At 60.6% G+C, this 25,475-nt stretch carries 24 protein-coding genes; 14 read left to right on the top strand and 10 right to left on the bottom strand.

From position 1 onward, the window contains the following. Positions 1 to 92 precede the first annotated feature (92 nt). Both MOP44_RS26505 and MOP44_RS26500 read right to left on the bottom strand, forming a co-directional pair. Complete coding sequence (locus tag MOP44_RS26505; protein WP_260793587.1) at positions 93 to 1,892, bottom strand: APC family permease; 1,800 nt, start codon at positions 1,890 to 1,892, stop codon at positions 93 to 95. A 125-nt stretch (positions 1,893 to 2,017) separates the two neighbouring features. Then, positions 2,018 to 3,193, bottom strand: a complete 1,176-nt coding sequence (locus MOP44_RS26500) for a porin (protein WP_260793586.1) — start codon at positions 3,191 to 3,193, stop codon at positions 2,018 to 2,020. A 532-nt stretch (positions 3,194 to 3,725) separates the two neighbouring features. Here MOP44_RS26500 and MOP44_RS26495 point away from each other — a divergent pair. The 3 genes from MOP44_RS26495 (at position 3,726) to MOP44_RS26485 (ending at position 8,536) form a co-directional block, all read left to right on the top strand. Further along, the gene (locus MOP44_RS26495) at positions 3,726 to 4,982 is read left to right on the top strand and encodes a sensor histidine kinase (protein ID WP_260793585.1); all 1,257 of its coding nucleotides are present in this window, start codon (positions 3,726 to 3,728) and stop codon (positions 4,980 to 4,982) included. Continuing rightward, complete coding sequence (locus MOP44_RS26490) at positions 4,982 to 5,770, top strand: response regulator transcription factor (RefSeq protein WP_260793584.1); 789 nt, start codon at positions 4,982 to 4,984, stop codon at positions 5,768 to 5,770. The genes MOP44_RS26495 and MOP44_RS26490 overlap by 1 nt, the downstream gene beginning before the upstream one ends. Positions 5,771 to 5,836: 66 nt before the next feature. After that, positions 5,837 to 8,536: an AMP-binding protein gene (locus MOP44_RS26485; protein WP_260793583.1), complete on the top strand. Its 2,700-nt coding sequence runs from the start codon at positions 5,837 to 5,839 to the stop codon at positions 8,534 to 8,536. On the opposite strand, the gene MOP44_RS26480 is transcribed toward MOP44_RS26485, so the two are convergent. The 5 genes from MOP44_RS26480 to MOP44_RS26460 are packed head-to-tail and all read right to left on the bottom strand — an operon-like array spanning position 8,533 to position 13,630. Beyond that, positions 8,533 to 9,366: a CheR family methyltransferase gene (locus MOP44_RS26480; protein ID WP_260793582.1), complete on the bottom strand. Its 834-nt coding sequence runs from the start codon at positions 9,364 to 9,366 to the stop codon at positions 8,533 to 8,535. The two genes, MOP44_RS26485 and MOP44_RS26480, sit on opposite strands and share 4 nt — an antisense overlap. Positions 9,367 to 9,368: 2 nt before the next feature. Next, positions 9,369 to 10,475: a protein-glutamate methylesterase/protein-glutamine glutaminase gene (locus tag MOP44_RS26475; RefSeq protein ID WP_260793581.1), complete on the bottom strand. Its 1,107-nt coding sequence runs from the start codon at positions 10,473 to 10,475 to the stop codon at positions 9,369 to 9,371. Continuing rightward, entirely contained in the window at positions 10,472 to 10,840 is a 369-nt protein-coding gene (locus MOP44_RS26470; RefSeq protein WP_260793580.1) for a response regulator, read from the bottom strand. Before MOP44_RS26470 ends, MOP44_RS26475 begins: the two co-directional genes overlap by 4 nt. Positions 10,841 to 10,852: 12 nt before the next feature. Next, on the bottom strand, positions 10,853 to 11,329 hold the full coding sequence (locus MOP44_RS26465; RefSeq protein ID WP_260793579.1) for a chemotaxis protein CheW: 477 nt from the start codon (positions 11,327 to 11,329) through the stop codon (positions 10,853 to 10,855). A 27-nt stretch (positions 11,330 to 11,356) separates the two neighbouring features. Further along, a complete protein-coding gene (locus MOP44_RS26460; RefSeq protein WP_260793578.1) occupies positions 11,357 to 13,630 on the bottom strand; it encodes a chemotaxis protein CheW in 2,274 nt (757 codons plus the stop codon). Between the two features lie 240 nt (positions 13,631 to 13,870). Between MOP44_RS26460 and cdd the strand changes: the two genes are divergently transcribed. From cdd to MOP44_RS26440, 4 genes are all read left to right on the top strand, one after another. After that, positions 13,871 to 14,275: a cytidine deaminase gene (gene cdd / locus MOP44_RS26455; protein ID WP_260793577.1), complete on the top strand. Its 405-nt coding sequence runs from the start codon at positions 13,871 to 13,873 to the stop codon at positions 14,273 to 14,275. Between the two features lie 5 nt (positions 14,276 to 14,280). Further along, positions 14,281 to 15,660, top strand: coding sequence for a thymidine phosphorylase (locus MOP44_RS26450; protein ID WP_260793576.1), 1,380 nt, complete (start codon positions 14,281 to 14,283; stop codon positions 15,658 to 15,660). An 81-nt stretch (positions 15,661 to 15,741) separates the two neighbouring features. Continuing rightward, positions 15,742 to 16,995 (top strand): NupC/NupG family nucleoside CNT transporter, encoded by a 1,254-nt coding sequence (locus MOP44_RS26445; protein WP_260793575.1) that lies wholly within the window; start codon positions 15,742 to 15,744, stop codon positions 16,993 to 16,995. A 68-nt stretch (positions 16,996 to 17,063) separates the two neighbouring features. Further along, on the top strand, positions 17,064 to 17,792 hold the full coding sequence (locus tag MOP44_RS26440; protein ID WP_260793574.1) for a DUF2711 family protein: 729 nt from the start codon (positions 17,064 to 17,066) through the stop codon (positions 17,790 to 17,792). A 23-nt stretch (positions 17,793 to 17,815) separates the two neighbouring features. On the opposite strand, the gene MOP44_RS26435 is transcribed toward MOP44_RS26440, so the two are convergent. Further along, positions 17,816 to 18,085 (bottom strand): DUF2277 domain-containing protein, encoded by a 270-nt coding sequence (locus MOP44_RS26435; protein ID WP_260793573.1) that lies wholly within the window; start codon positions 18,083 to 18,085, stop codon positions 17,816 to 17,818. 122 nt (positions 18,086 to 18,207) lie between these two features. Next, positions 18,208 to 18,372 carry a zinc ribbon domain-containing protein gene (locus MOP44_RS26430; protein ID WP_260793572.1) on the bottom strand — a complete coding sequence of 55 codons (165 nt, stop codon included), beginning with the start codon at positions 18,370 to 18,372 and terminating at the stop codon, positions 18,208 to 18,210. A gap of 164 nt (positions 18,373 to 18,536) precedes the next feature. On the opposite strand from MOP44_RS26430, the gene MOP44_RS26425 reads away from it, so the two are divergent. Next, positions 18,537 to 20,153: an AsmA-like C-terminal region-containing protein gene (locus MOP44_RS26425; RefSeq protein ID WP_260793571.1), complete on the top strand. Its 1,617-nt coding sequence runs from the start codon at positions 18,537 to 18,539 to the stop codon at positions 20,151 to 20,153. 6 nt (positions 20,154 to 20,159) lie between these two features. On the opposite strand, the gene MOP44_RS26420 is transcribed toward MOP44_RS26425, so the two are convergent. Continuing rightward, a complete protein-coding gene (locus MOP44_RS26420; RefSeq protein WP_260793570.1) occupies positions 20,160 to 20,450 on the bottom strand; it encodes a PQ-loop domain-containing transporter in 291 nt (96 codons plus the stop codon). Positions 20,451 to 20,631: 181 nt separating this feature from the next. Here MOP44_RS26420 and MOP44_RS26415 point away from each other — a divergent pair, with 181 nt between their 5' ends. The 6 genes from MOP44_RS26415 (at position 20,632) to MOP44_RS26390 (ending at position 25,057) form a co-directional block, all read left to right on the top strand. Further along, entirely contained in the window at positions 20,632 to 21,618 is a 987-nt protein-coding gene (locus MOP44_RS26415; protein ID WP_260793569.1) for a hypothetical protein, read from the top strand. Between the two features lie 102 nt (positions 21,619 to 21,720). After that, complete coding sequence (locus MOP44_RS26410) at positions 21,721 to 22,581, top strand: purine-nucleoside phosphorylase (RefSeq protein ID WP_260793568.1); 861 nt, start codon at positions 21,721 to 21,723, stop codon at positions 22,579 to 22,581. Continuing rightward, positions 22,578 to 23,207, top strand: coding sequence for a uridine kinase (udk, locus tag MOP44_RS26405; protein ID WP_260793567.1), 630 nt, complete (start codon positions 22,578 to 22,580; stop codon positions 23,205 to 23,207). The genes MOP44_RS26410 and udk overlap by 4 nt, the downstream gene beginning before the upstream one ends. 132 nt (positions 23,208 to 23,339) lie before the next feature. Then, positions 23,340 to 23,843, top strand: coding sequence for a DUF2062 domain-containing protein (locus MOP44_RS26400; protein ID WP_260793566.1), 504 nt, complete (start codon positions 23,340 to 23,342; stop codon positions 23,841 to 23,843). A gap of 556 nt (positions 23,844 to 24,399) precedes the next feature. Further along, a complete protein-coding gene (locus tag MOP44_RS26395) occupies positions 24,400 to 24,615 on the top strand; it encodes a hypothetical protein (RefSeq protein ID WP_260793565.1) in 216 nt (71 codons plus the stop codon). Continuing rightward, positions 24,608 to 25,057: a hypothetical protein gene (locus MOP44_RS26390; RefSeq protein WP_260793564.1), complete on the top strand. Its 450-nt coding sequence runs from the start codon at positions 24,608 to 24,610 to the stop codon at positions 25,055 to 25,057. Before MOP44_RS26395 ends, MOP44_RS26390 begins: the two co-directional genes overlap by 8 nt. The last annotated feature ends 418 nt before the right edge of the window (positions 25,058 to 25,475 follow it).

The following is a 25,475-nucleotide window of genomic DNA, read 5'->3' as shown; positions in this document are numbered from 1 at the left end:
CCAATGATTGCGTTCGATCAAAGTCGGTCTATTTCGAAAATGCCACGGGTGACTTGCTCATCACAAGTCACCCGGGAAGTGGCACATCAGGACTACTGGCTGACAGCCTGCTTGGTCTCGAGCAGGATTGCCTTGCCCTTCTTCTTCGACGACTTGAGGAAGTAGAAGGCGCCGTAGGCGCCCCACACGGCTGAGATGCCCAGTGCGCAGAGCGGTTCCATTTTGGTGCCGAGGCTGAAGAAGGGACCGACTACGTACACCGCCATGCAGGCCAGGTTTGCCACGAGGCCGAAGCCGGGAATCAGCGTGTGCAGCAGGAAGTTGTGATCGGGACGCTTGCTATACGCCACCATGCAGAGGAAGCAGCTCAATCCGTAGAGGATGAAGGTGCCGAAGTTGGAGGTGAGGGTGATGGACAGCAGGGAGTTCGGCACCTTTACGAGCGTGTCGTGGGACGGGTAGCCGAAGCTGGAGAAGATGTTGTGGGGCAGGGCGGCGATTGTCGCGTCCGTGGGAGCCGATGCATCTGCGAAGACGAACGAAACGGCGACGCAGCCGATGACGGCGGAGATGCAAGCCAGCGTCCAGATGGCGCGCCGCGGCGTGAGCGACTTGGCGTGCAGCATGCCGAAGTGCTCGGGAGCCTCATCGTCTTTGCCCATAGCATAGGTGACGCGCGCGCCCGTGTTCATACAGCTCAGCGTGGTGCCGATGAGCGCGAGAAACACAGTGAACGCCTCAGCCAGCATGAAGTACTTGCCGTGCCCGCGGCCGAGGAGGTTGTCGCCCACGATGATCATCATGTCGCCGATGGGCGCCGCTGACCCGGCGGCGCTTTGCATGGTGTAGCCGGAGTTTAAGAAGTAGTTTGCTGCGAAGTATTCGAAGAGGTAGCAGAACAGCCCCTGAATCAGCAGCGATGCGATAACCGCGATGGGGATGTGTTTTGTTGGATTCTTGGCTTCGCCACCCATGGCTGTGACGGATTCAAATCCGACCAGGATGAGAATGGCGACTGTCGCCTGGATGAAGACCCAGCTGACCTTGTGGATTCCAACGACAGACGAAGCCTTGGTGTGTGTCAGCATGTTGCCGTTCGAGTCGGTGGCGGGATAGTCGGCGGTGAACGGGACCTGCTTGCCGGCGCTGTCGAGCAGCGGGAGCGGCGTGCCGCTCGCGTCACGCATTACGGAGCCGTCCTTGGCAGTAGCGAACTGGTAGTTGTAAGTGGACAGGGTCTGCGAGTCGTACAGCAGAGCCGGCGTTCCCGTGGGATGGCTGGTGCGATAACCGAGCGCCAGGACGCTGAACACCACGAGTGCGGAGATCTGTACGACGTTGATGGCGAGGTTGACGGCGGTTGAGGCCCCTGCGCCCTTCTGCGCGATCCATGCGACGAAGAACGAGAAGACGATCGCGACCAGAGCCATGAATAGCGGTCCGGGGTTGGATCCGCTGAGGAAGGTGGGGAAGAGGAAGCCAACCACATAGCCGACGAAGATGCCGGTGGTAGCCACCATTACTCCGGGGTAAACCCAATAGTACAGGTGTGAGCCCCAGCCCACGATGAACTTGGCAAGACGCGCGTACTTGAACGCTTTGTCCTTGGAGAGCATGGCCTGCTCGGCGTAATAGTAGCTGGAACCGGTGCCGGGATAGAGCTTGGAGATCTCGGCATACGCGACGGCTGTGGCGAGGCACAGCAGAAGGGCTGCGAAGATGCCCATCCACATTGCGGGAGCTGTCGAAGGCTGGCCGGCCACGCCGGCGGTGGCCTGGATGAAGAACGTCAGCCAAAGGAATGCGCCGGGAGCGATCAGAGCCATCGCGTTGCTGGTCAACCCGGTCAAGCCCAGTGTGGCCTGCATTTGCGGTGCTTTTGTTTCTGCCATTTGGAGAATCTCCTCGAGTAGTGTTCAAATTCCGGAACTTTTGTCCGGATCAGTGGTGGTGAGGGCCTGTTCGGTCTGCATAGAACAGGCCCTGCTGCACTTCGGGTGTCGAGGTTGCGTTTGAGTTAGCGCTTGGGGGCGATGACGAGGATGATGCCGGTGCTGAAGGTGGTCTGCGAATCCGTCATGCCGTTTTCTTTGTGGAAGGTGGCCATGTTCGACCAGTCGTGGCGGTACTCCATGCGACCCAGGAAACCGTACTTCCACTTGTATTCATAGGTGCCGGTGAACTCCTGCAGAATCTGTGGGGTGCCGGTTGAAAATCCTCCGGCGTCGTTCAGGGTTTCGTAGCGGACTGTGGCGGCGTGGGCGGGCAAGAACTGGTCGTGCGCGGCGAATGCGATGCCGTACAGGTTGTCACGTTCGTTTACGCCCTCGCCCTGCGAGGTCTTCGACTGCTTCTGCTGGGCGAAATCAAAATTAATGTATCCGCTGAGCTTGCTGGTGGGCGTCAGCAGCAGCGTGGTGTCGAACAGGTTGCGATAACCATTCTGTCCCGAGGGAGCATCCGCCTTGCCGGTATAGATATCCGAACTCCAGGTGTATTTGGTTTCGGTGAGCGTATTGTTGAAGCCAATGGTTGGACCACCCACATGATGGGTGATGTTGTTCCAGCCATTCACAACCTGGGCGCCGATGGTGTCCACCTTGCTGACAGGCATGGTGGCGCGTCCGCCGAAGTGCCAGTAGGGAATCGCCCAGGCGAAAAGCAGTCCGCGCGAATAGGCCCAGTTGTCCTTGGCTTCAATCACTTCAGCGCCGGCGTAGGTGACGAACTTGCCGCCATCGATTTCCAGGCCCTTCCACTTGGCGGGCTTCACGCTCAGGAAAGCCTGCTCAATATACTCAAGCTGACCCGAGGTATTGATCAGGCGATTGGTGCGGCCGTAGACGGCGTCGATGTGCGCACCAATAGGCGCAGGATCATGGTTCAGAGTGAGCTTGGCCGCGCTGAAGCCGGGCTGGTTCGCGTCCGTGTTGAAGTTATAGTAGTCGTTCGACTTGCCGTTGTCTGCTTCTGTAGGGTTGTTGTGGTTATAGGAGTAGTAGCCATCCAGGAATCCACTTACTTCCATGGGGCCGATTTTCCATGGTGTTGGAGCCGGAGCAGCAGGTTCAGCTGCGGGCGTCGCGGGAGCAGGGGCCTGGGGAGTGGCAGAATCTGTCTGTGCCGCGGCGGTGATTCCTGCAGCCATGGCGAGACATGCGGTGAATGTGCGAAGGCCTGACCTCAAATCCATAAAGGTATTCGCTTTCTCCACCGTGAAATCCGGTGGCTCTCGATTGTTTTTTCGACAAAGATTCCCCGTCGCTCCGGCGAGGATGGCTTGCGGGAGCATTTGAATCGAGCTTGGGAATCAGTTATTGCGGAAACGGCAGACCGCGAGCGAACTCCTTTTCGGTTTGCCAGTGCTCACTTCACTCGACGCCACATTGGTTCGTGGTCTTCGTTGATTGGTGCGTGCGATTACGGCTGAAGGGTCCACCCGCAGCGGAGCGCTTTCTGAGTTGGCTGCGATTAGTTGCAAGTTGACCAAGGCGCCCGTAAGGATGCAATGAGAAACGCGCACGAAACCGGACCCTGCTCTAAGGACGCAATAAAGAATCTGTTAAAATCGCGACATCAATTTCTTTGCGCGGCTCCAGCGTAGACCCCGGTTATAGCAACAGAGAAATCCTCATCCGCGCGATCCGCAATTCACGTTCCGGCAGAGCTCTTTAGCTGAAAGGGCGCGGCTCTCGTAACTACTGAAAATACAGGCTGGTGCAGGTTTGTCGGAGAATCACATTCCGCCACAGGGCTTGTTGGGCGCGTTGCGCCAGCGCCGCATTACGCCTGTGCTGCGCCGCGCATTGCGGGCCGCACGCCGTGCTAGTTCCTCCGCGGCCGAAATGCGCAATCTTTATGAATTCACGCGCTCTACGCTGCAGATGAATTTGAGCAGCAAACCCGGGCCGCAGCTCGCCGAGAATCTCCACAAGCTGTTTTCTCCGGAAGGGGTGGCGATCTTCGACGCTGATCTGCAGGAGGTCTACCGGGCAGGGAAGTGGACCGTCGATCCCAGCGAACTGGCTCAAAACGTCTATCACTTCGAGAGTTCCGACGACGATCCGCACACTGGAGTCAGCCGCCGGGTAGTGCGCCTGGGAGCGGTTCCTATCGGCAGTCTGGTGGTCCGCGGGAACATGGATCCCCTGACGAACAGCGCCATTGCGGCGATCATCGCCATTACGTTCGACCGGTATCGGGCAACCGCGAACGAGAGCCGGATTGAAGCGGAACGCGAGGCGGAGCGGATGCGATCCACAGTTCTTGATAGCCTGGCGCACGCGTACAAAACGCCGCTGACAGCAATCAGGGCTGCCTCCAGTGGACTTGCAGAGATGGGAAAGCTTTCGCCCGGACAGGCGGAATTGGTTGCGCTGATCGATGAGCAGGCGAATCTGCTGAACGAACTCACCACGCGCCTGCTTACCACAGCTCGGCTCGGCTCGGGTGAAGGGGACGGGTCCTCGCTGGCTGTTCAGGTCGAGCCGGTTGAACCTGAGGCGCTCATCGACGAAGTGATTGCAGGGCTGGGCGAGAGATCCGCCGGCGCCACAATCCGCACGGAGGTTGAGCCGAGGGGCCACTTTTTTGCAGGGGACCGCAGGCTCATTTCGATGCTGTTGACGCAGTATCTCGACAACGCGTGCAAGTACTCTGACGCGGGATCGCCTATCACAGTGCGTGCCTTTCGTTCGGAGACAGAGACCCTGCTGTCAGTGCACAGCTTCGGCGCGGTGATTCCTCCGGCCGATCGCGAGCGCATCTTTGATCGTTACTATCGCTCGACGGCGTCGGCAACGCGTGCGGCCGGCACGGGCATTGGACTTTCGATTGCGAAGCGCGCAGCTCTCGCCCACGGTGGATCGGTGTGGGTGGCGAGCGACGAGTCGGAAGGCACAACTTTTTTTGCGGCAATACCCGCCACGCTGGGACAGCCGGGCGGTTCCTCCATTACACCGGATCCTGAAAGGAAGAAGTGATGACCACCTCTGCGATTCGCGTCCTTGTTGTTGACGACGAACCTGCAATTCGCCGCGCGCTGCGCCCACCGCTCACGGAACTGGGCTTCGAGATGATCGAAGCTTCACGTGGCGAAATGGCGCTTGAACTTCTGCGTACGGAGCCGTTCGATGCAGTGCTTCTGGATGTGAACATGCCGGGTATCGGAGGCATTGAGACGCTGCGGCGCATGCGCACGCTCGCTCCGCGACTGCCCATCCTGATGCTGACGGTTCGGGATCGCGAAGAAGAAAAGGTAAATGCGCTGGAACTTGGCGCGGACGATTACGTGACGAAGCCTTTTGGGGTACGCGAGCTTGTGGCGCGCATTCGTGCAGCAGTGCGCCGCGTGCAGGCGCCGGCGGCGCCGGAAGACGCGCCCATCGAAATCGGTGAGATCAAGCTGATGCCATCGCGCCGCAGCGTGACCAGGCGCGGCCAGCCGATCCACCTTACGCGCAAGGAATTCGACATCCTGCATTGCCTGATGAGCCGCGCCGGCCGCGTGATTACGTACGCGCGGCTGCTGACAGCGGTGTGGGGAGCTGACTGTCGCGAGGAAGTGGAATATTTGCGTACCTTTGTCCGTCAGCTTCGCAAAAAGATCGAGGATGATCCAGCGCGTCCACGCTATCTGCTTACCGATATTTATGTCGGATATCGATTTGCCGATGCGCAGATGCTCGAAGAGATTCCGGCTGGAGGTGACAATCCGTTCTTGGGCGCAGAGGTTGAGGAGCAAGGGGCGAGCGAAGGCCGTTTGCAGTAGCGCTTTGCGAAGTGTCACAGTGGGTCGGACCTGCATGCCCCGCACTGTTAGCATGAACCTGCAAACATGCGTGAGCACTTAGGAACGCTGGTTCAGGATTTTCGGGGTTATGGTGGCGAGATTGCCGTGGTGCGCTACCAGGGCAATCGCCGCCGGGTTTCAACTTACGTAGGCATCGCGAAAATGGCGGGTCGCTTCGCTGCGTATCTAGCCGCGCAGAACATAGTGGCCGGCGATCGCATCGTGCTCTGGGGCGAGAACAGCGCGGAGTGGATCGCTGCCTATCATGGATGCATTCTGCGCGGGGTTATCGCGGTTCCGCTCGACGCTTACGGCAGCGCTGACTTTGCTGCGCGCGTCGCAGCGGATGTGCAGCCGAAACTTGCTGTTGGCGACGCGCTTCTAGTCAGGCAACTGCCCGCGACCTATCACCGCATTGAGTTCGAAAGCTGGGAGTCGCTGCTGCCGCAGGACGAGGCCGGTCCGGTCTCTGGATTGAACCGCGATACGCCGCTTCAGATTCTGTTCACTTCCGGAACGACCGGCGATCCGAAGGGCATTGTGCATACGCATGGCAATGTGCTCGCCAGTGTAGGGCCGATCGAACAGGCAGCGCAAAAGTATCTTCGTTACGAGAAGTACGTGCACCCCCTGCGCTTTTTGCACACGCTGCCGCTGAGTCACGTCTTCGGCCAGACCATGGGCTTGTGGATTCCGCCAATTTTTCGCGCCCAGGTGCACTTCGAAAGCCGCCTGGTTGCGCCCCGGCTCATTGAGATCATTCGCCGGGAACGCATATCGGTGCTCGCCGCCGTGCCACGGGTTTTTGCGCTGCTCAAGACCTATCTCGAATCGACGCAACCCGGCCTCGCCGACCGCGTTGCCGCATCGCACAGTCTGCGCGCGTGGAAGAAGTGGTGGATCTTCCGCGATGTGCATCGCGCTTTTGGATTAAAATTCTGGGCGTTAATTTCCGGCGGCGGAGCGTTGGCTCCCGCGGTTGAGCAATTCTGGAACGCGCTTGGATTTGTGCTTGTGCAGGGCTACGGCATGACCGAGACCACCGCGTTGATCACGCTGAATCACCCGTTTCATGTTGCGCGCGGCACCATTGGCAAGCCGCTCCCGGGGCGCGAGGTGAAGATCGGACCCGATGGCGAAGTGCTGGTGCGGGGTCCGATGATTTCGACGGCCACATGGTCGGGTGGCGAGTTGCGCCAGCGCGAGGACGAGTGGCTCGCTACCGGCGACATTGCCGAAGCGCAGTCGACCGGGGAGCTGAAATTTCTGGGGCGCAAGAGCGAGGTGATCGTCACTGCCGCCGGCGTGAATATTCATCCGGAGGACCTTGAGGCGGTTATCGAGCAGCAGCCCGGGGTCGCCGCTTGTGCCGTGGTTGCGATGCAGACTCCCGCAGGGTCCGAGCCTTGTGCGGTGCTGGCGATGCGCGGGGGCGATGAACTCGCGCCGAAGGCGATTGAGTCTGCCAACGCTCAACTGCCTGAGTTCCAGCGCGTGCGTCGCTGGAGGTTGTATCCGGAACCGGACCTGCCGCGCACTTCTACGGGCAAGGTGCGCCGCAAGGCTGTGGCTGTCTGGCTCGAAGAGATACAAGCGGTGGCCACAGCAACGCGATCCGTCGCTGAACATGTTACTTCTACGCATGACTGGTTGCTCGCGCTTATTGTGCAGATCACCGGCGAGACGCCGCACGAAAGTGGCGACGACTTGCGCCTGAGCGAGGATCTGCACCTCGACAGCCTTGGGCGCGTGCAGTTGGCGGCGGCAATCGAGCAGAAGCTTGGCATGCCGCCTGAGAGCGGTCTGCTCGAGCAGGTGCAGACGCTTGGCGAGGTCCGCGCACTTGTATCAGGACATGCGTCGGCGGCGCCGCTGCAACACGTGCCGATTGCCGAGGCGGTGGAGAGTCTTCCAACCGCACGGGAGGAAGCCGCCGTCGCGGCGCCGCCCGCACAGTACCCATCCGCATCACTCGAGACCGATGTCTCGCACATTGAGGCTCCGCGTTCCGCATACGTGTATCCGCATTGGCCGTGGTGGCGACCAGTGCATTGGGTAAGGGCCTTTTTCATTGAAGCCATCATGCGTCCGCTGGTGCGGTTCCTCGCCAAGCCACGCGTGGTTGTTCCACCAGATCTGCGCACTAAGATCAACGAGCCCGTGCTGATTGTCGCCAATCACATCACGGCATACGACGGACCGCTGGTGCAGTATGCGCTTCCCAGCGCAATTCGGAGACGGGTCGCAGCGGCCATGTCGGGTGAGATGCTCGAAGACTTCCGTCATTTCCGCAACCCTGAGTGGCCGCCAACCAAGCGTGGCTTCTATCCGCTCGGGCCGCTCGCATGGTTCGCGCTCACCGCGTTGTTTAACGTGTTTCCGCTGCCGCGCTCGCGCGACTTCCAGCGCAGCTTCGCGCACGCCGGCGAGTCGCTCGATCGCGGATATCATGTGCTCGTCTTTCCGGAAGGCACCCGGTCCGCGGGGGGGCAACTAGCGCGCTTCCGGCCGGGCATCGGGCTGCTGGTCAAGCAATCCGGTACTGCGGTGTTGCCCGTTGCACTGCGGGGGCTGGGAGAGTTGAAGGAGCGGGGCAGCGGCTGGTTCCGGTCGGGAAAGCTTGAGATTCGAGTAGGCGGACCGCTCCGTTTTGCACCGGAGACGACGGAGGCGGAGATCACTGAAAGGTTGCACGCAGAAGTTGCAGCGCTTCTTGACGATCGCATGACTCCGCGTCCCAGCTAGGACGGTGTACGCGGGCGGAAATGACAAGTTCCGCCGCTGAGAGTCGCGGTCCATAACGATGGGTCGACGGGCTGCTCGGTTGAACCCAGAAACAGCACACCGTCTGGCGCGAGTAGTCGATGCACCTCCGACAGCAAGGCGAGGCGTGTTTCAGGAGCAAAGTAGAGCATCACGTTGCGCAGGAAGATCACGTCGAACTTAGCACGAAAGGGCAACGGGTATTTACAGAGGTTCACTTTCTGGAAATTGCAGAGAGACCGAACCTGGGGTTTTAACACCCATTCATCGCCGTCCTGCTCAAAATAGCGCACCAGGAAGCGGGCGGGAAGACCGCGATTGACCTCTATTCGTTGATATCGGCCACTACGCGCACGATTGACAACGTCTTCGCAGATGTCGGTGCCTTCCACTCTGATGTTCCAATTCACCAGCGTGGGAAAGTGTTCTCTAATCAAGATTGCGAGGCTGTAGGCTTCCTGTCCGGTGGAACAGGCGGCGCTCCAAATGCGCAAAGCGCGCGTCGTGCGGCGTGCGTCGATTAGTTTGGGTAGTAGAACGAGACGAAGGAGTTCGAATGGGCGGCCATCACGAAAGAAGCTGGTTTCATTGATGGTCATGGCATCGGCCACAGCCAATTCGAGCGCAACATCAGATTTGGAGCGAAGATACTCCACGAGTTCCGCAAGACTGCCCATGCCACGGCTGCGAAGAATGCGCGACAATCTCGCCTGAAAGACGTAGTCGCGCGACGGATCCAGGACATTCTGCGAGTGAGTCTGAACGAGCTTGCGCAGAAATGCGAAATCAGTTACAACCTGGGTGGCCGGCACGGCTAAACCGCCGCTTCTCGAAGCGAGAGAGCTTCGTTGGAGCTCGCGACCGTGAGACGCATAATTTCGGGGGCCATCTCGCCCAGAGAGAGAACCCGATGGGCGAGGCCTGCTGTTGCGACTGCCCCGGGCATGCCCCAAACGGTGCTGCTGGCCTCGTCCTGCGCAAGCACGGTAGCGCCCTTGTTGCGAAGAACGCGGCAACCTGCCAATCCGTCATAGCCCATGCCGGTGAGCACGACTGCCAGCACACTTCCGCCATACGCCTCCGCGAGTGAACGGAAGAGGACATCGACGGAGGGCCTGCAGTGATTTTCGGGCGGTGCGTTGGTAAGGTGGAGTGTGGAATTGTGCCCGGCCGGGGGCGTCTTGATCACTTCGAGGTGGCTGTCGCCCCTCGCAATAAAGATGTTTCCAGGAACAACGGCCAACCCTTCGGCCGCTTCTCGTACACGGAGACGGCAAGATTTGTCCAAGTGTTCGGCCAGCATGCCCGTGAACAGCGCGGGCATGTGTTGCACGACGACAACAGGTAATGGAAACCGGCTCGGCAGAGCGGGCAACAGCTTTTCGAGTGCGTCGGGACCGCCCGTGGACACTCCGATAGCGAGCACTGCCGGCGCGCTGGTGGCAGCCGATTGCGTAGCGGCGGGACGCGCGGACGGTGCCGGCCGGCGTTGCGGTAGGGTTATGCTTGCCAGAGCGTGGATTTTGGGGAGGAGTTGCGCGGCCAACGTACGGGTCGCTGCGTCTCGATCTTGCTGTGCCGTGGGTTTGGCTACATAGTCGGCGGCTCCGTTTGCCAGAGCTTCGATGGTAACTCGCGCGCCGCGCTGAGTGAGCCCGCTGCACATGATCACAGGCAGCCGGTGGCCTGCGGCACGCAGTCGCTTCAATGTGGTGAGGCCGTCCATCACAGGCATGTCCACGTCCAGGAGCATCAAGTCGGGTGCCAGAGTCGCAACGGATTGCAGGGCGGCAACGCCATCGACTGCCGTTCCCGCAACCTCAAGCTGCGCGTCGGTTGCCAGCACTGACCGAAGCAAGCTGCGCATGACGGCGGAGTCGTCGACGATCAGAACTTTGGTGCGGCGGGTCCAGATGGTCATGCGGCGTTCAAACCCAGGAGCGCGAGTTTTTCGCGCAGCGATTCTGCGTCGAACGGCTTCATCAGGTACTCGTCTGCGCCAGCCTCCAGCGCCTGCACAATGGCATTGCTGTCGCACTGGCTGGTCACCATCATGACCTTCACGTCGTCGAAGTTCTGCGCGCGAATGTTCTTGACCATATCAAGCCCGTTCATCCCCGGCATATTCCAGTCGATCAGAGCCACGTCGAAGTCCGGTTCGCCGAGTAGAAGAGCCAGTCCCGCAGCCGCATCATTGGCTTCCTTGCACTCGAATCCCGCCTGTTCGAGCAGGCCGCGCACCACTCTTCGGGTAAATCGGGAATCGTCGACGATCAGGGCTCGCATGGCATCCCCCCGTTATTCGCAAGCCATCGCCTGGCGCATGGGTTCCAGGCAACCCGGGTTCAACATCACCATAAGGCCGCCATCAAGTTTGTATGCGCCCGCGAAGAGGCCGTTGCGCTGCTTGCTTACTGTGGAAGGATTCGGTTCGAAGTCGGCCGACGAGACCGTACGCACCTCCATGACGCGGTCGACGAGCAGTCCGAAACACCCCGCGGGATGCTCGATTACCAGCAGGTCCTGCGTCGCCAGATTCAGAGGCATGTCGAGCACACGGCGCAGGCTCACCGTTGTGAGAACGTCACCGCGATAATGCAGGAGACCGCCGACGAATTCAGGCGCCAGCGGAACCTGTTGTGTGCGCGCACCGCCCACGATCTCCAGGATGTGGCGAATGGGAATGCCATAGAGTGTGTCGCCCAATCGCACTGAACAGACCTGGGTGAGCTCCTCTGCTGCGGTCTTCTTCTTCGACGCGTGTTGCTGGGCCATTGCAATCTCCTCGTTCATCGCGCAAACTCAATAGCTCGACATGAAAGGCGATCCTTGTGCCGCCGTGTTCGGCAACGCGGGCACGGTTTCAAGATCCACCACCCTCGTGACCTTGTCGCGCAACAACGTCAGCCCCGAAGCGGGCTGGCGGTTCCCCGCCTCGAACAAGTCGCCGCCGCGCGCGACGTCGAGCACGGAATCGACAGCGATGCCCATCTGGCGATTGCCCTCGCGGCAGACCACCACAATGATGGTCGCTTCGGGCGTGTCCTGGGCTGCGTTGATGAGTCCGGCGGCGTCTTCCACGGGCAGTAACTGGCCGCTGAAATTCAGCACAGGGCGGTGGCCGATGTACTCGATCCGCGCGATAGGAACCTGTTCGATGCGCAACACATTTTCGAGAGCTACGGCCGCCTGCCGGTTCCCCACCTGCACAACCAGGTATTCGAGGCGGCTCGCATCGGCAACATCGGCTTCAGCTTCGGCAGCCGAGGCTGCAACTTCCTGGGACATGGTGACGCCTGCCATGCCGGCGATGGCGCCGGGATCGAGAATGAGCGCAAGTTCGGCGTTTCCGAGAACGGTCGCGCCGGAGTAAAGGCCGATTTTCTTCAGCACCGGGCTGAGCGGCTTCACCACGATCTCTTCCGGATCGGCGAGTCCGTCGACAACGAGGCCGAACCTGCGGCCATCGGCATCGAGCACGGCGATGAAGTTGTCCATTTCATCCACAGCACGTCTGGACGCCCCAAGCAGGCGATCGAGAAACACCAGCGGCAGAAGCTGCCCGCGAAGGCGATAGAGCGGCGCGTCTTCAATCCATTCGATTGCGCTCGCCGCCTGCGTCGCAGGGACATGCACGAGCTCAGAGAGCGCCCCCTGCGGGACTGCGAAACTCTGCCCGAGCGTGCGGACGATCAACGCGGGAATGATGGCAAGGGTGAGCGGAATGCGCAGGCGCAAGGTCGTTCCCTTGACGGGGCGTGAGTCGATCTCAACCGTGCCGCCGATGCGCTCCACGTTCGTTCGCACCACATCCATGCCGACCCCGCGGCCGCTCACGTTCGTAATCTGCTTTGCTGTCGAAAAGCCGGGCAGGAAGATCATCTGCAGAATTTCGCGCTCTGACATCTGCGCGGCACGTTCACGCGAGACCAAGCCTCGCTCGATACCTTTCTCCCGCACGCGCTCCACATCAATCCCCGCGCCGTCATCGGCAACCTCGACTATGACGTGGCTGCCTTCCTGCATCGCGCGGAGCCTGAGAACACCTTCTGCTGGTTTGCCCGAGGCCTGTCGCACGGCCGGTGCTTCGATGCCATGATCGAGCGCGTTGCGCACCGCATGCGTCAGCGGGTCCTTGATGGCTTCAAGGAGGCTCTTGTCGAGTTCCGTCTCCTGGCCGTCCATTTCCAGGCGCACCTTACGGCCCAGGGTCTGCGAGAGATCGCGCACTATGCGCGGCATCTTCGAGAAGATGTTAGACACCGGCTGCATGCGGGCCTTCATCACGCTTTCGCGCAGGTCGGCTGTCACCATGTCGAGGCGGCGCGACAGCATTGTCATGCGCGGATCGGCCGCGGTGGCTTGCAGCACCTGGTTGCGCGTGAGGACCAACTCGCCCACAAGATTCATCATCCGATTGAGCAGCATCACGTCGACGCGCAGTGTGCTCTCTGCCGCCGATGGTGCGCCCGTGGCTTTGCTAGTCTCCGTAGCGGCAGGGATGGATTTTTCGATGTCCGTTTTGACGACAGAAAGTGGTTCAGGAGTTACGAGGCTGTCGGCCTGGCCATGCTCGACCTCGGGATCTAGGGTGGTTGGGGAATGCTCCGCGTTGGTCGCAGCGAGGCTTGGCTGACTCCCGCGCAGTGGTGCGGCCACGGGGACCTGTTTTGGCACACTGCTTCCGGCGGCAATCTGCAAGTCATCGAGCCGCGCGATCAGTTCCGCGTCACTGACCGTGTTCTCGTGTTCTCCTTCCTCGCCGCGCTCTTCGATGATCTTGAGAATGGAGCGCAGGCTGTCGAGCAGTTCCAGAAGGGCAGTGATCACATCCTGGGTCGCCGCCAATTTGCCGTCGCGCAGCAGGCCGAGCAGGTTTTCGCCCGCGTGCGCCAGTTTCTCCAGGCGCTTGAATCCGAGAAAACCCGTGGTGCCTTTGATGGTGTGCACGGCGCGAAAGATCTCGGCCAGGAACTCAAGGTCGTCCGGTCTTGACTCCAGGTCAGTGAGGCAATGCTCCATACGGTCCAGGCCTTCCTGGCTTTCGATGAGAAACTCCCTGGTCAGTTCGTCCATGCTCACTCTTCCACTTGCCGCTAGTCGCGAGCGCCACCACTGGCTGAGCGAATCGGCGCTCCCCAGCTTTATCGGAGAACGCGGCCGGGACTTGAGAGGCAGGTGTCATGTGATCGATGTAACGGATGGCTGCATGAGAAGAAGCTAATGAGTGGCTGTGCTGGTCGCGAACCAGCCGCGTGCGGTAGCCTCAAGATTCATACTTCTTAAGAGAGTTGCTTTCCAATGCCTCACGGCGCTTTGAGTCTGGAACTGAGCTCGCTACTCGACGCTTCGCTCGCGATCGCGCAGAACTCGTATGCTCCGTACTCCGGTTTCAAGGTCGGTGCCGCATTGCTGTTGTCGAGCGGCGCCATTGTCACCGGGACAAATGTCGAGAACGTGAGCTACGGGCTAACTATCTGCGCAGAGCGTGCGGCGTTAGTGCGCGCCGTCGCAGAATGTGGGCCCGGTCTTCGCATTCGCGCGGTGGCCGTTGCCAATCTGAACAACGCTGCCAGCCCTCCGTGCGGAGCATGCCGACAGATGCTAGCCGAATTCGCTGAGCCTGACGCTGAAATCGTCTTCTTTGCGGATGATCAAGTGCGCTCCATGCGATTCGCGGAGCTGCTGCCTCTCGCATTCAATACCAACATGAAGGCGTGAACGGAATGGCCCGCCTGCACACGGTTGATTTGCTTCGCAAAAAGCGAGATGGCTATGCGCTAAGCGCTTACGAGATCGAGCACCTCGTCGCGGGCGCGGTGTCCGGCGCTGTTACGCCGGAACAGCTATCCGTGTGGCTCATGGCGTCCTTCATTCATGGGCTCAGCCTCGAGGAAACGCGCGCGTTGACGCTGGCGATGCGCGACTCCGGTGAGAAGTTCGATGCCTCGCGACTGGGAAAGCCAGCGGTGGACAAGCACTCCAGCGGCGGAGTGGGCGACAAGACCAGCTTCCTGGTCGCTCCCATGGCCGCGGCCTGCGGCCTGGCCGTGCCCATGATTAGCGGCCGTGCGCTAGGCCATACCGGCGGGACGCTGGACAAACTCGAATCTATACCCGGCTATCGGACCGATCTCTCTCTTGCTGAATTTGAGTCTGTGGTTGCGCGCTGCGGGTGCGCGATCGTCGGTCAGACGCCGACGCTGGTTCCTGCCGACCGCGTCCTCTACTCGCTCCGCGACCGCACCGGAACAGTGGAGAACACAGGCCTGCTCTGTTCTTCGATCGTAAGTAAGAAACTCGCCGAGGGACTCGCCGGTCTCGTGCTCGACGTGAAGACGGGCTCCGGCTCATCTCTGCGCGACCGCGAAAAGAGCGCCTACCTGGCCGCAATGATGGTGGCTATTGCAGAAGCTGCAGGGACGCGGACCGTGGCGCTTTTGACGGACATGGACCAGCCGCTAGGCAGCACTGCCGGCAACTGGATTGAGATCGCCGAGTGTCTCGAGTTGCTGCGCGGGCAGCGTCCAGACGCCAGCGAAGACCTTCGCGAGCTGTCGCTTGAACTCGCAGGATGGATGATCCACCTGGGCGGAAAAGCATTCGAGCCCGAAGAAGGCCGAGTGATGGCAGAGGCCACGCTGCGTGACGGATCAGCGCTGTCTGCCTTCCTCAAGATGATCGAGGCGCAGGGTGGCGATCTCTCGGTCTTCGATGACCCGCTTGCGACGCACAAGCCCGGCGCGACCCGTGTTCTGGAGGCCTGGGCTGCCGGCGTCATCACCGAGATGGATACCACCGAGATCGGCTGGGCCGTGCAGCGAACCGGCGCTGGCCGAGCCAAGGCAGGCGCGCCCGTCGATCCGCATGCGGGCTTTGAGTTCCACGCCCGTCGCGGCGCACGCGTGGAGCATGGGCAGCCCATCGCGACGATCTACGCGACCGACGAGGCGCACATTGAAGAGCCCGTTCGCCGTCTGAAAGGAGCAATCAGCATCTCCGCAGAGCCGCTGCGGGTGGAGCGGGCGCTGGTCGGCTGGGTGTTTGATCGCCAATCCGCAGAGGCCTACCTCGCGGATGCTGGTAAAAAAGGAAGTAGAGACTAGGCATCAGGGCAAGAGGCATCAGGCATTCGCGAGAGGATTTCTATACTCATACCTGATTCCAATGCCAGCTTTAGGAGCATCGTGGATCGATTCACCGGGATACTGGGCATTCTTGCGGTGCTGGCCGCAGCATGGTTGTTTTCTACCAATCGCAGCCGCATCCGCTGGCGCACGGTGGCGTGGGGATTGAGCCTGCAGGTCATTTTCGCATTTTTCGTGCTGCGGTTTACATTCGGACAGCAGGCGATGGCCTGGGCCGGCGACGTGGTGAACAAGATGCTGTCTGCCACCACCGCAGGCACGCGTGTGCTCTTCGGCGAACTCGGCCTGCCGAACTCCGGTGCGTTCGGTAAGCTGATCGCGCCCAACTCCGGGGCGATCTTTGCGTTTCAGGTGCTGCCGACCATCATCTTCATATCGGCTTTTTTCGCGGTCATGTATCACATCGGTGTGATGCAGCAGATCATTCGCGCCTTCGCCTGGATCATGCTGAAAACTATGCGTATCTCCGGCGCTGAAAGCATGAATGTTGCCGCGTCGATTTTCATGGGCCAGACCGAGGCGCCGCTGACCATCCGGCCGTTCCTGTCACGCGCTACTCGCAGCGAGCTGATGACGATCATGACGAGCGGCATGGCACATGTTTCCGGCGGCATCATGGCGATGTATATCTCGCAGGGAATCGAGGCCAAACATCTGCTCGCTGCCGTGATCATGACGTCGCCCGGGACCATTCTCGTGGCGAAGATGCTCGTGCCGGAGACTGAAATTCCCGACACGGAAGGCAAGGTCATCATCCCCAAAGACGAGCAGCACAAGGACGAGAACTTGATTGGAGCGATTGCGCGCGGGACCATCGACGGCGGCAAGCTGGCGATGAACGTGGCGATCATGCTCATCAGCTTTCTCGCCCTGGTTGCGCTGCTCGATATGCTGCTAGCGTGGGTGCACGGAGGCCTGCCGTGGATTCCGCCCAGCCTCGGCCAGATTCTCGGCTACATCTTCTGGCCCGTGGCATGGCTCATTGGGGTGCCCGCGCACGACTGCGGCCTGATCGGGAACCTGCTCGGTACGCGCATGGCTCTGAATGAAGTCATAGCCTATATCGCGTTGGGGGCACAGAAGGCCATGATCAGCCCGCGCTCGTTCACCATCGCGACTTTCGCGCTGTGCGGATTCGCCAACCTGGGGTCTATCGGCATGCAGATCGGCGGCATCGGAGCGCTGGTACCGGAGCGGCGCAACGACTTAGCGAAACTTGGCGTGCGCGCCATGCTGGCTGGGACCATGGCGAATCTGATCAGCGCTTCGATCGCGGGGATGTTCCTGGGCTAGACGAATTCGCGCGATGAAATAGGATCGCCGTCACAGAGCAGGTATCGGCGCGGTTGCTATTCTGTCGCGTGCAATTTGAACAGTTTGTCTATCCGAACCAGGAACTTCCGCTTCTGGATGCCTATGACCGGCACTTTGAAGCGGTCTACGTGCTGCTGCATCCGTTTGTCTGCGTTCCCGACGAGATGGCCTGGAAGGTCACCCGGCAATACCCAACCGAAGATCAGATCCTGTCGGCAGGGGCGAAATGCAACTGGTCGCATGTCGCCGCAAAACTTGGCGTCTCCAATTGCGCCAGACTGAACCAGGCGTTGCTCACCGCAACTGGATCGCTGGTTGACTATTTGTGTGACTTTCCAGCGCGCGATGCGTTGCAACGGTTTCTGCAAGCCGAGCCGATCTGGATGCCCGGGCAGGGCGCCTTCGAGCCGCTGCTCCAGTCAGATTTTCTCGCGGCATTCGAGGACCTCGTCTATGAGGAGCTGATCTTCGTGCCTGAGTTTCCGCGGGCTGATCCTGTCGAGCGGTTGCGAATTGACGATCTTCGAGCCCGATCCGTTCCATTCCCGGGGTGCGGAAGTCTGGTCGCGCCCGATGCGTCTTTTCTCTTCACTGTGGACTGGGACAGCTTCTTCACGCTCTTCTACGGGCCGCGCGCCTTGATCCAGAACTTCGCCGGCGCTCGCAAGCTGGAGGGCTTCTTTGCCGCGCCCACAACCGAGCACAGCTGGTTCAACTACACGATGGGCTGCGCGACGGTGACGGTGTCGCCCGAGGACTGGTACCAGAACGGGTGATCAGGTGATCTGTTGTCGGCTGCTTATCGCGCAAACCGCTCCGCGCTGCGGGCCTTCGCCTTGGCGGCTTCTTCTTCGCGATTGCGAAGGGGGCCGCTGCTTTCGAGCGTGGTCAGCAGCCGTGAGGATGCCGCAGCGATCTCTTCCACCGCGGCCGCGAATGCCGCTTCATTGGCCTTTGAGGGTTTATTAAAACCGCTGATCTTGCGGACGAATTGCAGCGAAGCCGCGCGGACTTCCTCATCGGTGACCGGCGGATCGAAGTGAAACAGGATCTTGATATTGCGGCACATACGGAGACCTCCCTCGGTGCGGGATCTTGCTTGCAAGACACATCCGCACCCCACACCAGCAGTGTACCCACGTCCCCGATTGCAGCACTGCAGGAGGGCGCGACAGTGGCCGCCGCAGGTGCTCAGCTTTTGCGGGAGGTGACGGCGGAGAATGCTTCGACGTGCTGCGTCACCCGTTTGCCGCCGCACTTGGGACAGGTCAGGCCGCCCTTCTCGTACTCCGACATGTTCATGTGCTGGGCGAATTCTTCCTGGCAGTCCAGACAGAAGAAGAGGTAGTTGGACATATATAAACTCCGGCGAAATGATAGCGCGATCCGGGTGAGTCGGAACGGGCTGTGCTGCAAAACTTGTCACTCTCGCCAAGGGAGTGTCAGGCAACATCATCTCCGCAGTCAGTCGTCCTAAAAGAGGCGGCGCAGCTGCTTTGCGGCAGCGGAAAGGGATCTGAATGGCTCGGGCGGCATTGGCACGATGGTCGGAAGATACTCCACCTGATCCCGAGTCGCCGCAAAAGCCAATTCCCGCTCGACGCCGGCCGCGGTGGCTGCTGATCGCGGGCTGGGTGGCGCTGGCGTGCGTGATGGTCGGCATTTGGTTCGTCGGGCAGAACTGGCCGTACCGGTATCGGAAGATGAAGCCGCTGCTCGAGGACGTTCTGGGTTGCCAGATCACAATCACGCGCTACCATCGGACCTATTTTCCCAATCCAGGGTTCATTGCCACCGGGCTCACGCTGAAGCGCAAGTCGGCTCCGCATCAGCCGCCAATTGGGACGGTGCAGACGTTCGTCGTGCAGGGCCGCTGGATCGATCTACTGATGCTGCGCCGGCGCGTCGAGCTGGTTGATATAACCGGTTTCCATTTGGTTCTGCCGCCGCCGGGAAGCAAGGCAGCGCAGGAAGATTTTCCCGCCGGGAGCACGGCAGACTTTACCGGTCCTGACACTCCCATAGAGCGGATGGAGATCCATGCTTCGTTGCTGGATGTGTTGCGTGAGAACGGGGCACGGTTCAGCTTCCCGATCCGGCAGTTGCATATCGAGAACATGCAGAAGGGGCGAGCCATGAAGTACGCGGTGGACATGGACAATGCCATTCCGCATGGGCAGATCAGGGCGTCGGGATACTTTGGCCCGCTCAGCGCGGGAAGTCCCGGTGAGACGCTGGTTTCAGGCAAGTTTGAGGTAGAGCGATTCAGGCTGCAAGATGTGGGCAAGATTCGCGGAACGCTGAGCGGATCGGGCAGCTTCAGCGGGCGATTGGATGCGATTCGGGCGGCGGCCGACACCGATACGCCCGATTTTGCCGTGGACGACGGAACTCCTTCGTCAGTGACCGGGCGGATCGACTGCACTGTGAACGGGCTTAATGGCGACGTGGTGTATCACCGTATGGAGGCGCGCACGGGCGATACGGCGGTGATGGCAACGGGCAGCACACAAGGTGTGGGCGGTAAGACGACAGAGCTGGAGTTGGCGGTGACCGGGGGGCGTGCGCAGGATCTTCTGCGGCCGTTTCTACACAAGGCGCCTCCGATAGTTGGGCTGGTCGATCTGCATGCGCACGCGTCCCTTGCGCCGTCGAAGGAGGGAGACTTCTTTCATCGGCTGCGCGTGAATGGCGGGTTCGACGTGCCACGAGAGAAGGTGACGGACGGCGCGACGGAGCGCAATCTCTCGGCGTTCAGCCAGCGGGCGCGGGGTGGGAAAGCTCCCGATCCTGACAAGGATAAGACGACGCCGATAGCCGACGCGATCTCGTCGGTGCGCGGGCCGGCTACTATCCGGGACGCGGTGGTGACGACCCACGGGCTGACTTTTGAGGTGCCAGGCGCGCAGGCGCGGCTGGACGGGACGTTCAACCTGCATACCAGCGCGGTGCGCCTTACGGGCACAGTGGCGACGAAGGCGGATATCGCGAAGGACGCGACGGGGTGGAAGTCGATTCTGCTGAAGCCGCTGGCGCCGTTCTTCCGGAAGAAGCAGGCGGGGGCGGTGATCCCGATTGCGGTGACGGGAACACCGGGAAACTACAAGGTGACTGAGAACCTCATGCACTCGAAGTAGGCCGGGTTAGCTGTTGTATCGAGCGGAGCGGATGCGGCGGGTGCGGTAGAAGACCGTCAGCAGGGTTACGGTTCCGCAACTCAGGAGGCTGGCGGCCATGCCGAGGATCAGGGAGAGGTCGCGCTGGTAGACGCCGTGGACGATGCCGATGGCCTGGAGCACGCTGAAGCCGCCAAAGGTGATGAGCGAGATGCCTTCGTCGCTCTTCTTGCGCCAGACAGCGATGACCTGAGGCACGAAGAGCAGGGCATTGCAGAGCAATCCCAGGCCGAAGATGACGGCGACAAACTGCTTCATTCCGGGCGATCTCCTAAGGCGCAAGGCCCTAGCTTAATCCTCTCATCGATTTGCCTAAGTGGCTTATTTTTCAATGAGCGCAGCTTCGAAATGGCTCCAAAACCTTCACCGGACGCAACTGGTTTGGAATTGGGTCGCATCGTATCTGTCTGTGTGTAGACGATTCCCCAGCGTTGTTTCGATGATTTTGGCGTTGGCGGCGGCGTCGGCAATGGGCCAGTCGAGTTCGGAAAAACAGAGCCCTCAACCGGTCCCGCAGACGAGCCAGCAAGTGCCCGCCGCGCCCCAGCAGCTTGCGCCGACGCAGCAGCTCGCGCAGCCGGCTGAGGCGGTGAAGCAGGTGATTCAACAGGAAGCGGCGGAGACCCAGCAGGCGCAGGCCGCGGGGCAGCCGGTCTCGCTACCGGGCGCCCAAGGGCAGGCGATTGCCGTGACGCATCCGGCGGTTCCGGTACCGCCCGGGCCAGTGCCTCCGGAAGAGATCAAGCCCGCGCCGCCCACGCCGATTGCCGTGAAGAGGGTGGAGCTGGGCAGCGAGCACACGTGGGATCCGCAGTGGGACGTGTTCATTGAGGAGAACCTGCCTGCTGAGCTCATGACGCCGGGGATGGCGAAGGCGGTGCACCCGTTCTGCCCGCGTTTTGGCGAGCTGAGCCAGCCGGATAAGCGCGCGTTCTGGGCGTACCTGTTCCAAGCGCTGGCGGGGGCGGAAGCTGGGCTGCGGCCCACGGCGGACGTCAAGCACCTCGATCCAACGGTGGCGGTTCGCGACCCGGTGAGCAAGCGGACAGTGCGGCAGCAGGGGCTGTTGCAGTTGACCTACGAAGACAACCAGCGCTACGGGTGCGACTTTGACTGGGACAACGACAAGGGGCTTCGAGCAGGCGATCCGGGGAAGACGATTCTGGAGCCGGAGCGGAACCTGTCGTGCGGTATCCGGATCATGAAGAACCAGCTTGTCGATCTGAATCGCCCGCTGGTGACGAGGAAGAGCTACTGGGGTACGCTGCGGCCGGGCACCGTGAGCTACAAGGTGTTCGCGAAGCAGATGGCGAACGTGCCGATGGCGTGCGGCGCGAAGACGGCGCCGCGGAAGAGAGCGGTGGATAAGGGAGTTCGAGAGGCGGAGATGACGAAGCCGGTGAGTTCGCAGGGAGGCGAGGAGTAGCCGAGAGAGTTGTCAGTAGTTCGTAGTTCACAGTTCCCAGTGAGGCCGCCGGTTCCGGCGGCCTTTGTGTTGCTGGGCTCGGGTTTCGTTAAGCTAGTTGCAATGAGCTCTTATTTTGATCGGGTGGGTGAGGCGGCGGCGTTTGTGCGTGCGCGGCTGAATGGGCTGAAGCCGCGTGTTGGCATCGTTCTGGGATCGGGATTGGGGGCGGCGGCAGAGGCTGTGCGCGATGCGGTGGTGGTGCCGTATGGGGAGATTCCTAACTTTCCGCAGTCAACGGTGGTAGGGCATTCGGGGCGGCTGGTGGCGGGCGAACTGGGGGGCGTGCCCGTTGTTGTCATGCAGGGCCGCGTGCATTATTACGAGGGCTATACGCCTGCCGAGGTCACATTTCCGATGCGCGTGCTGGGTGCGCTCGGGATTCGCGCGGTGGTGCTGACGAACGCAGCAGGCGGGATCGCCGAGGGGTTGGAGATCGGGCAGCTGGTCGCGCTGAGCGATCACATCAACTTCATGGGTTGGAATCCGCTGACGGGTCCGAATGAGCCACGGTTTGCGTGTATTCCTGCGGCGGGGCTGCGGTTCTTCGATATGACTGAGGCCTACTCGAATGAGCTGCGCGGACTGGCGAAACAGGCGGCCGCCGAAGAGGGATTCGCGATGGCGGAGGGCGTGTATCTGGCGACACCGGGGCCGAGTTTTGAGACGCCGGCGGAGATCAGAGCTTTCCGGACGCTGGGGGCGACGCTGGTGGGGATGTCGACGGTGCCGGAGACGATTGTGGCCCGGCATATGGGGATTGAGGTCCTGGGCATTTCGTGCGTGACGAACCTGGCCGCGGGTCTGGGGGCGACGCAGTTGAGTCACGATGAAGTGTTCGAGGCGGGGCGCAAGGTGGAGCAGCGGTTGGCGCGGTTGCTGGAGAGGCTGACGCCGCGCATTGCGGAGCGGGTGGCGGAGTGAGCGTCGTCATCGCGGTGGCGGGGTGTTCGGGATCGGGCAAGACTACGCTTGCGGAGGAATTGGCTCGCGTTCTCGGGGGCATTCATTTCCCGCTCGACAACTACTATCGCGATTTGTCGCACCTCGATCCGGCGGAGCGCGTGCGGATCAACTTCGACGATCCGGCGACGATTGAGAGCTCGCTGCTGGCGGAGCACGTGGCGGCGCTGGCGCGCGGGGAGGCCATTGAGCGGCCGCTCTACGACTTCGCTACGCACACGCGAGTACATGGGAGAACCGAGACGGTGGAGCCTGCCCCGTTCGTCATCGTCGAGGGCATCTTTGCGTTGTGCTACGCGGAGCTTTTGCCGATTTACAACCTGCGGGTGTACGTCGATGCGCCGGACGGGCTGTGCTACGAGCGGCGTCTGAAGCGAGATGTGACGGATCGCGGGCGCACGCCGGAGTCGGTGCGGGAGCAGTACGAGACGACGGTGCGGCCTTCGGCTATGGAGTGGGTGACACCTTCGAGTGCCAATGCCGATCTGGTCATCGACGGTACGCTCGAACTGGATTGGAAGGTGGAGATGGTGGTGGAACAGTTGAAAGGCAGGGAACAGGCAGGGACAAAGGGACAGAGGACATAGGACCGCTCGTTGGTGTCACGGATTGCGTTCGCGCGCCACATTACTACGGTGCTGTTCAAGTTGGTACGCAACTTAAAAGTTTCACGCGGTGTTGAATCCACTGAGCATCTATATGCGTAAAGGTAGATAGACATGAAGCCCACGGCATACACCTTCGAAAGCATGAAGAAGAGGGCGGCGGCGTGGCTGCTGGAGGGCATCTCGCCCCAGCGGCTGGCGCTGACGCTCGCTCTCGGGTTTGTGCTGGGGTGCATTCCGCTGGTGGGAGTGCCGACGGGGCTCTGCGTGGTACTGGCGGTCGTGTTCCGGCTCAATCTGCCGGCGATTCAGGCGGCCAACTATGCGGCGATGCCGTTCCAGTTGGCGCTGATTGTTCCGTTCGCGCGGCTGGGCGGGAAACTGGCGCCGGCGACGCATGCTGCGCTTGATTTCTCGGCGCTGGCGCAGTCTCCGATGCAATTGATGCATGCTTCAAGCAGTGTGGCTGCGCAACTGGGTGTGATGGCGGGGCAGGCGCTGCTGGCGTGGCTGCTGCTGGCGATCCCGGTGGTGGGGCTGCTGACCCTGACGCTGACGCAGGTGCTAAGGCGGGTTCCGGCGGTTGCGGAAGCTAAGGCGCGAGGATTACTTTCCTAGAAAATACGCGGGCTGCACGTGTCAGTTCGAGTGCGAATTCTGGCTGGTGGCTACGACAGGTGTGTCTGCGGAAGCCCGACATCGAGCCGGACTTTTGGGATGTTTACTGATAAATACAATATAGATTTAGTTGTTACGACGACTTGTTCTTGACCTATGGGATTTTGTAGTCACGTATCTGAAATAGAGTCTAGGGTTTGACCCAATTTTTGGCGAATAAATGGAGAAGTAAAAACAGGGGGAGGGGTAGCTAATTTTCTAGTAAACACAGTAGCAGGTTAGTTACTCCCATCGAGTAGCCGTAATTTGCGGCGCTCGCTGGTGTGTGCGTAGGTCCGTCTTTTGTCGAGTTGGCGCGTGGGTCGCAGCTCCGGGGTGTGGGGGGCGGTGATTTCGTCGGCTAGGTGCATGGAGAACTCCCTTTAGAGAGCAGGATTGCGAGCAAAAGAAAATGCCCACCGTTGGCCGGCGGGCATTCGTTTTTCTTCTCTATATCAAGTATGGCAGATTTGATTCGTAATTCGCAATTATTTTTCCACATTTTGTGGTGATTGGAATGAGCTGGTTAGGTCTTTTTTCCACAGGTGAGGGGCTTGACAGGATTTCAGAGGGTTGGCTGGATGCAAGTGGTCATGCCAACTTCCGGCATGTGGCGACCATGGCCCAGAACCCGTCTAAAATGCACGTCGTGAATACCAGCTGGACACGTATGGCGAAGAGCCTCACATTCCTATCTGGTGCGGCGACAATCTCTGATGTGCGTGATGCCTGAGCCAGCACAAGCGAGGCTTGTCTCCATTCTCAGCTATCGAGAGATGTTGGCCAAATCCGACCTCGTGGTAATTGCCAACCCGGTCACCAAAACAGAGGACACAAAAGAGAGATCGGTTCTGCCCGGCATCGCTCGGCAGGACTCAGAGGGAAGGCGAAGCAAAGTCGAGGTCATTGGGGTAGACACTGTATTCGCCGTTTCTGCTGTCCTCAAAGGGAATCCAGCGACCGAACGATTCACACTTCGCCACTACCGAGAAACAGACGACACACCAAGGATGAACGGACCGTCGCTCGTCAGATTCGATCCGTCTGAGGTGTCGAACCGCAGCTCCTACCTGATGTTTCTCGTGCGCGAACCAGACGGTCGCTTTGCTCCAGTGGGCGGTCAGACGGACCCCGGCACGCAGGCAATCTGCCCCATTCCCCATGAGCCGCGTTAGTCCACCTCGGCCATCATGAACCTGACTGCGGGCGGATTACCACCTAGCCTGAAAGTAACGCGAAAGCAACTGCGGTCGGCCATGGTGCGTGAGTGCACTCGAGAGCAGGTTCGTTGCTTTCCACGTCTCCAAAAGCGAAAACATGGGGCACCCGTGTTCGTGCTGCAGCAAGACGAAAAAAATGCGGGTTCTTCGTCGTGCGGCTCCTCAGGATGACGGCGGATCAGTAGTTGGGTGGGGGGACGAGCTTGGTGCGCTCTCGAGTTTTCATCGCCAGTGGAATGTGACTGCGAAGCAATCTTCAAGCCGACACTCGAACAGATTAGATGCCACGGCAGGTTCCTTCTGCCTGCGGGTTTTGCCTCGCCAGCGCTCCCGAGCAATGTATCGGTGATCACATTCTGCCCGGCAGAATGGG

The sequence above is a fragment of the Occallatibacter riparius genome (assembly GCF_025264625.1).
GTDB classification, from domain to species: domain Bacteria; phylum Acidobacteriota; class Terriglobia; order Terriglobales; family Acidobacteriaceae; genus Telmatobacter; species Telmatobacter riparius.
The sequence above is the reverse complement of the archived record's forward strand: the minus strand, read 5'-3'. Positions and strand labels throughout refer to the sequence as shown.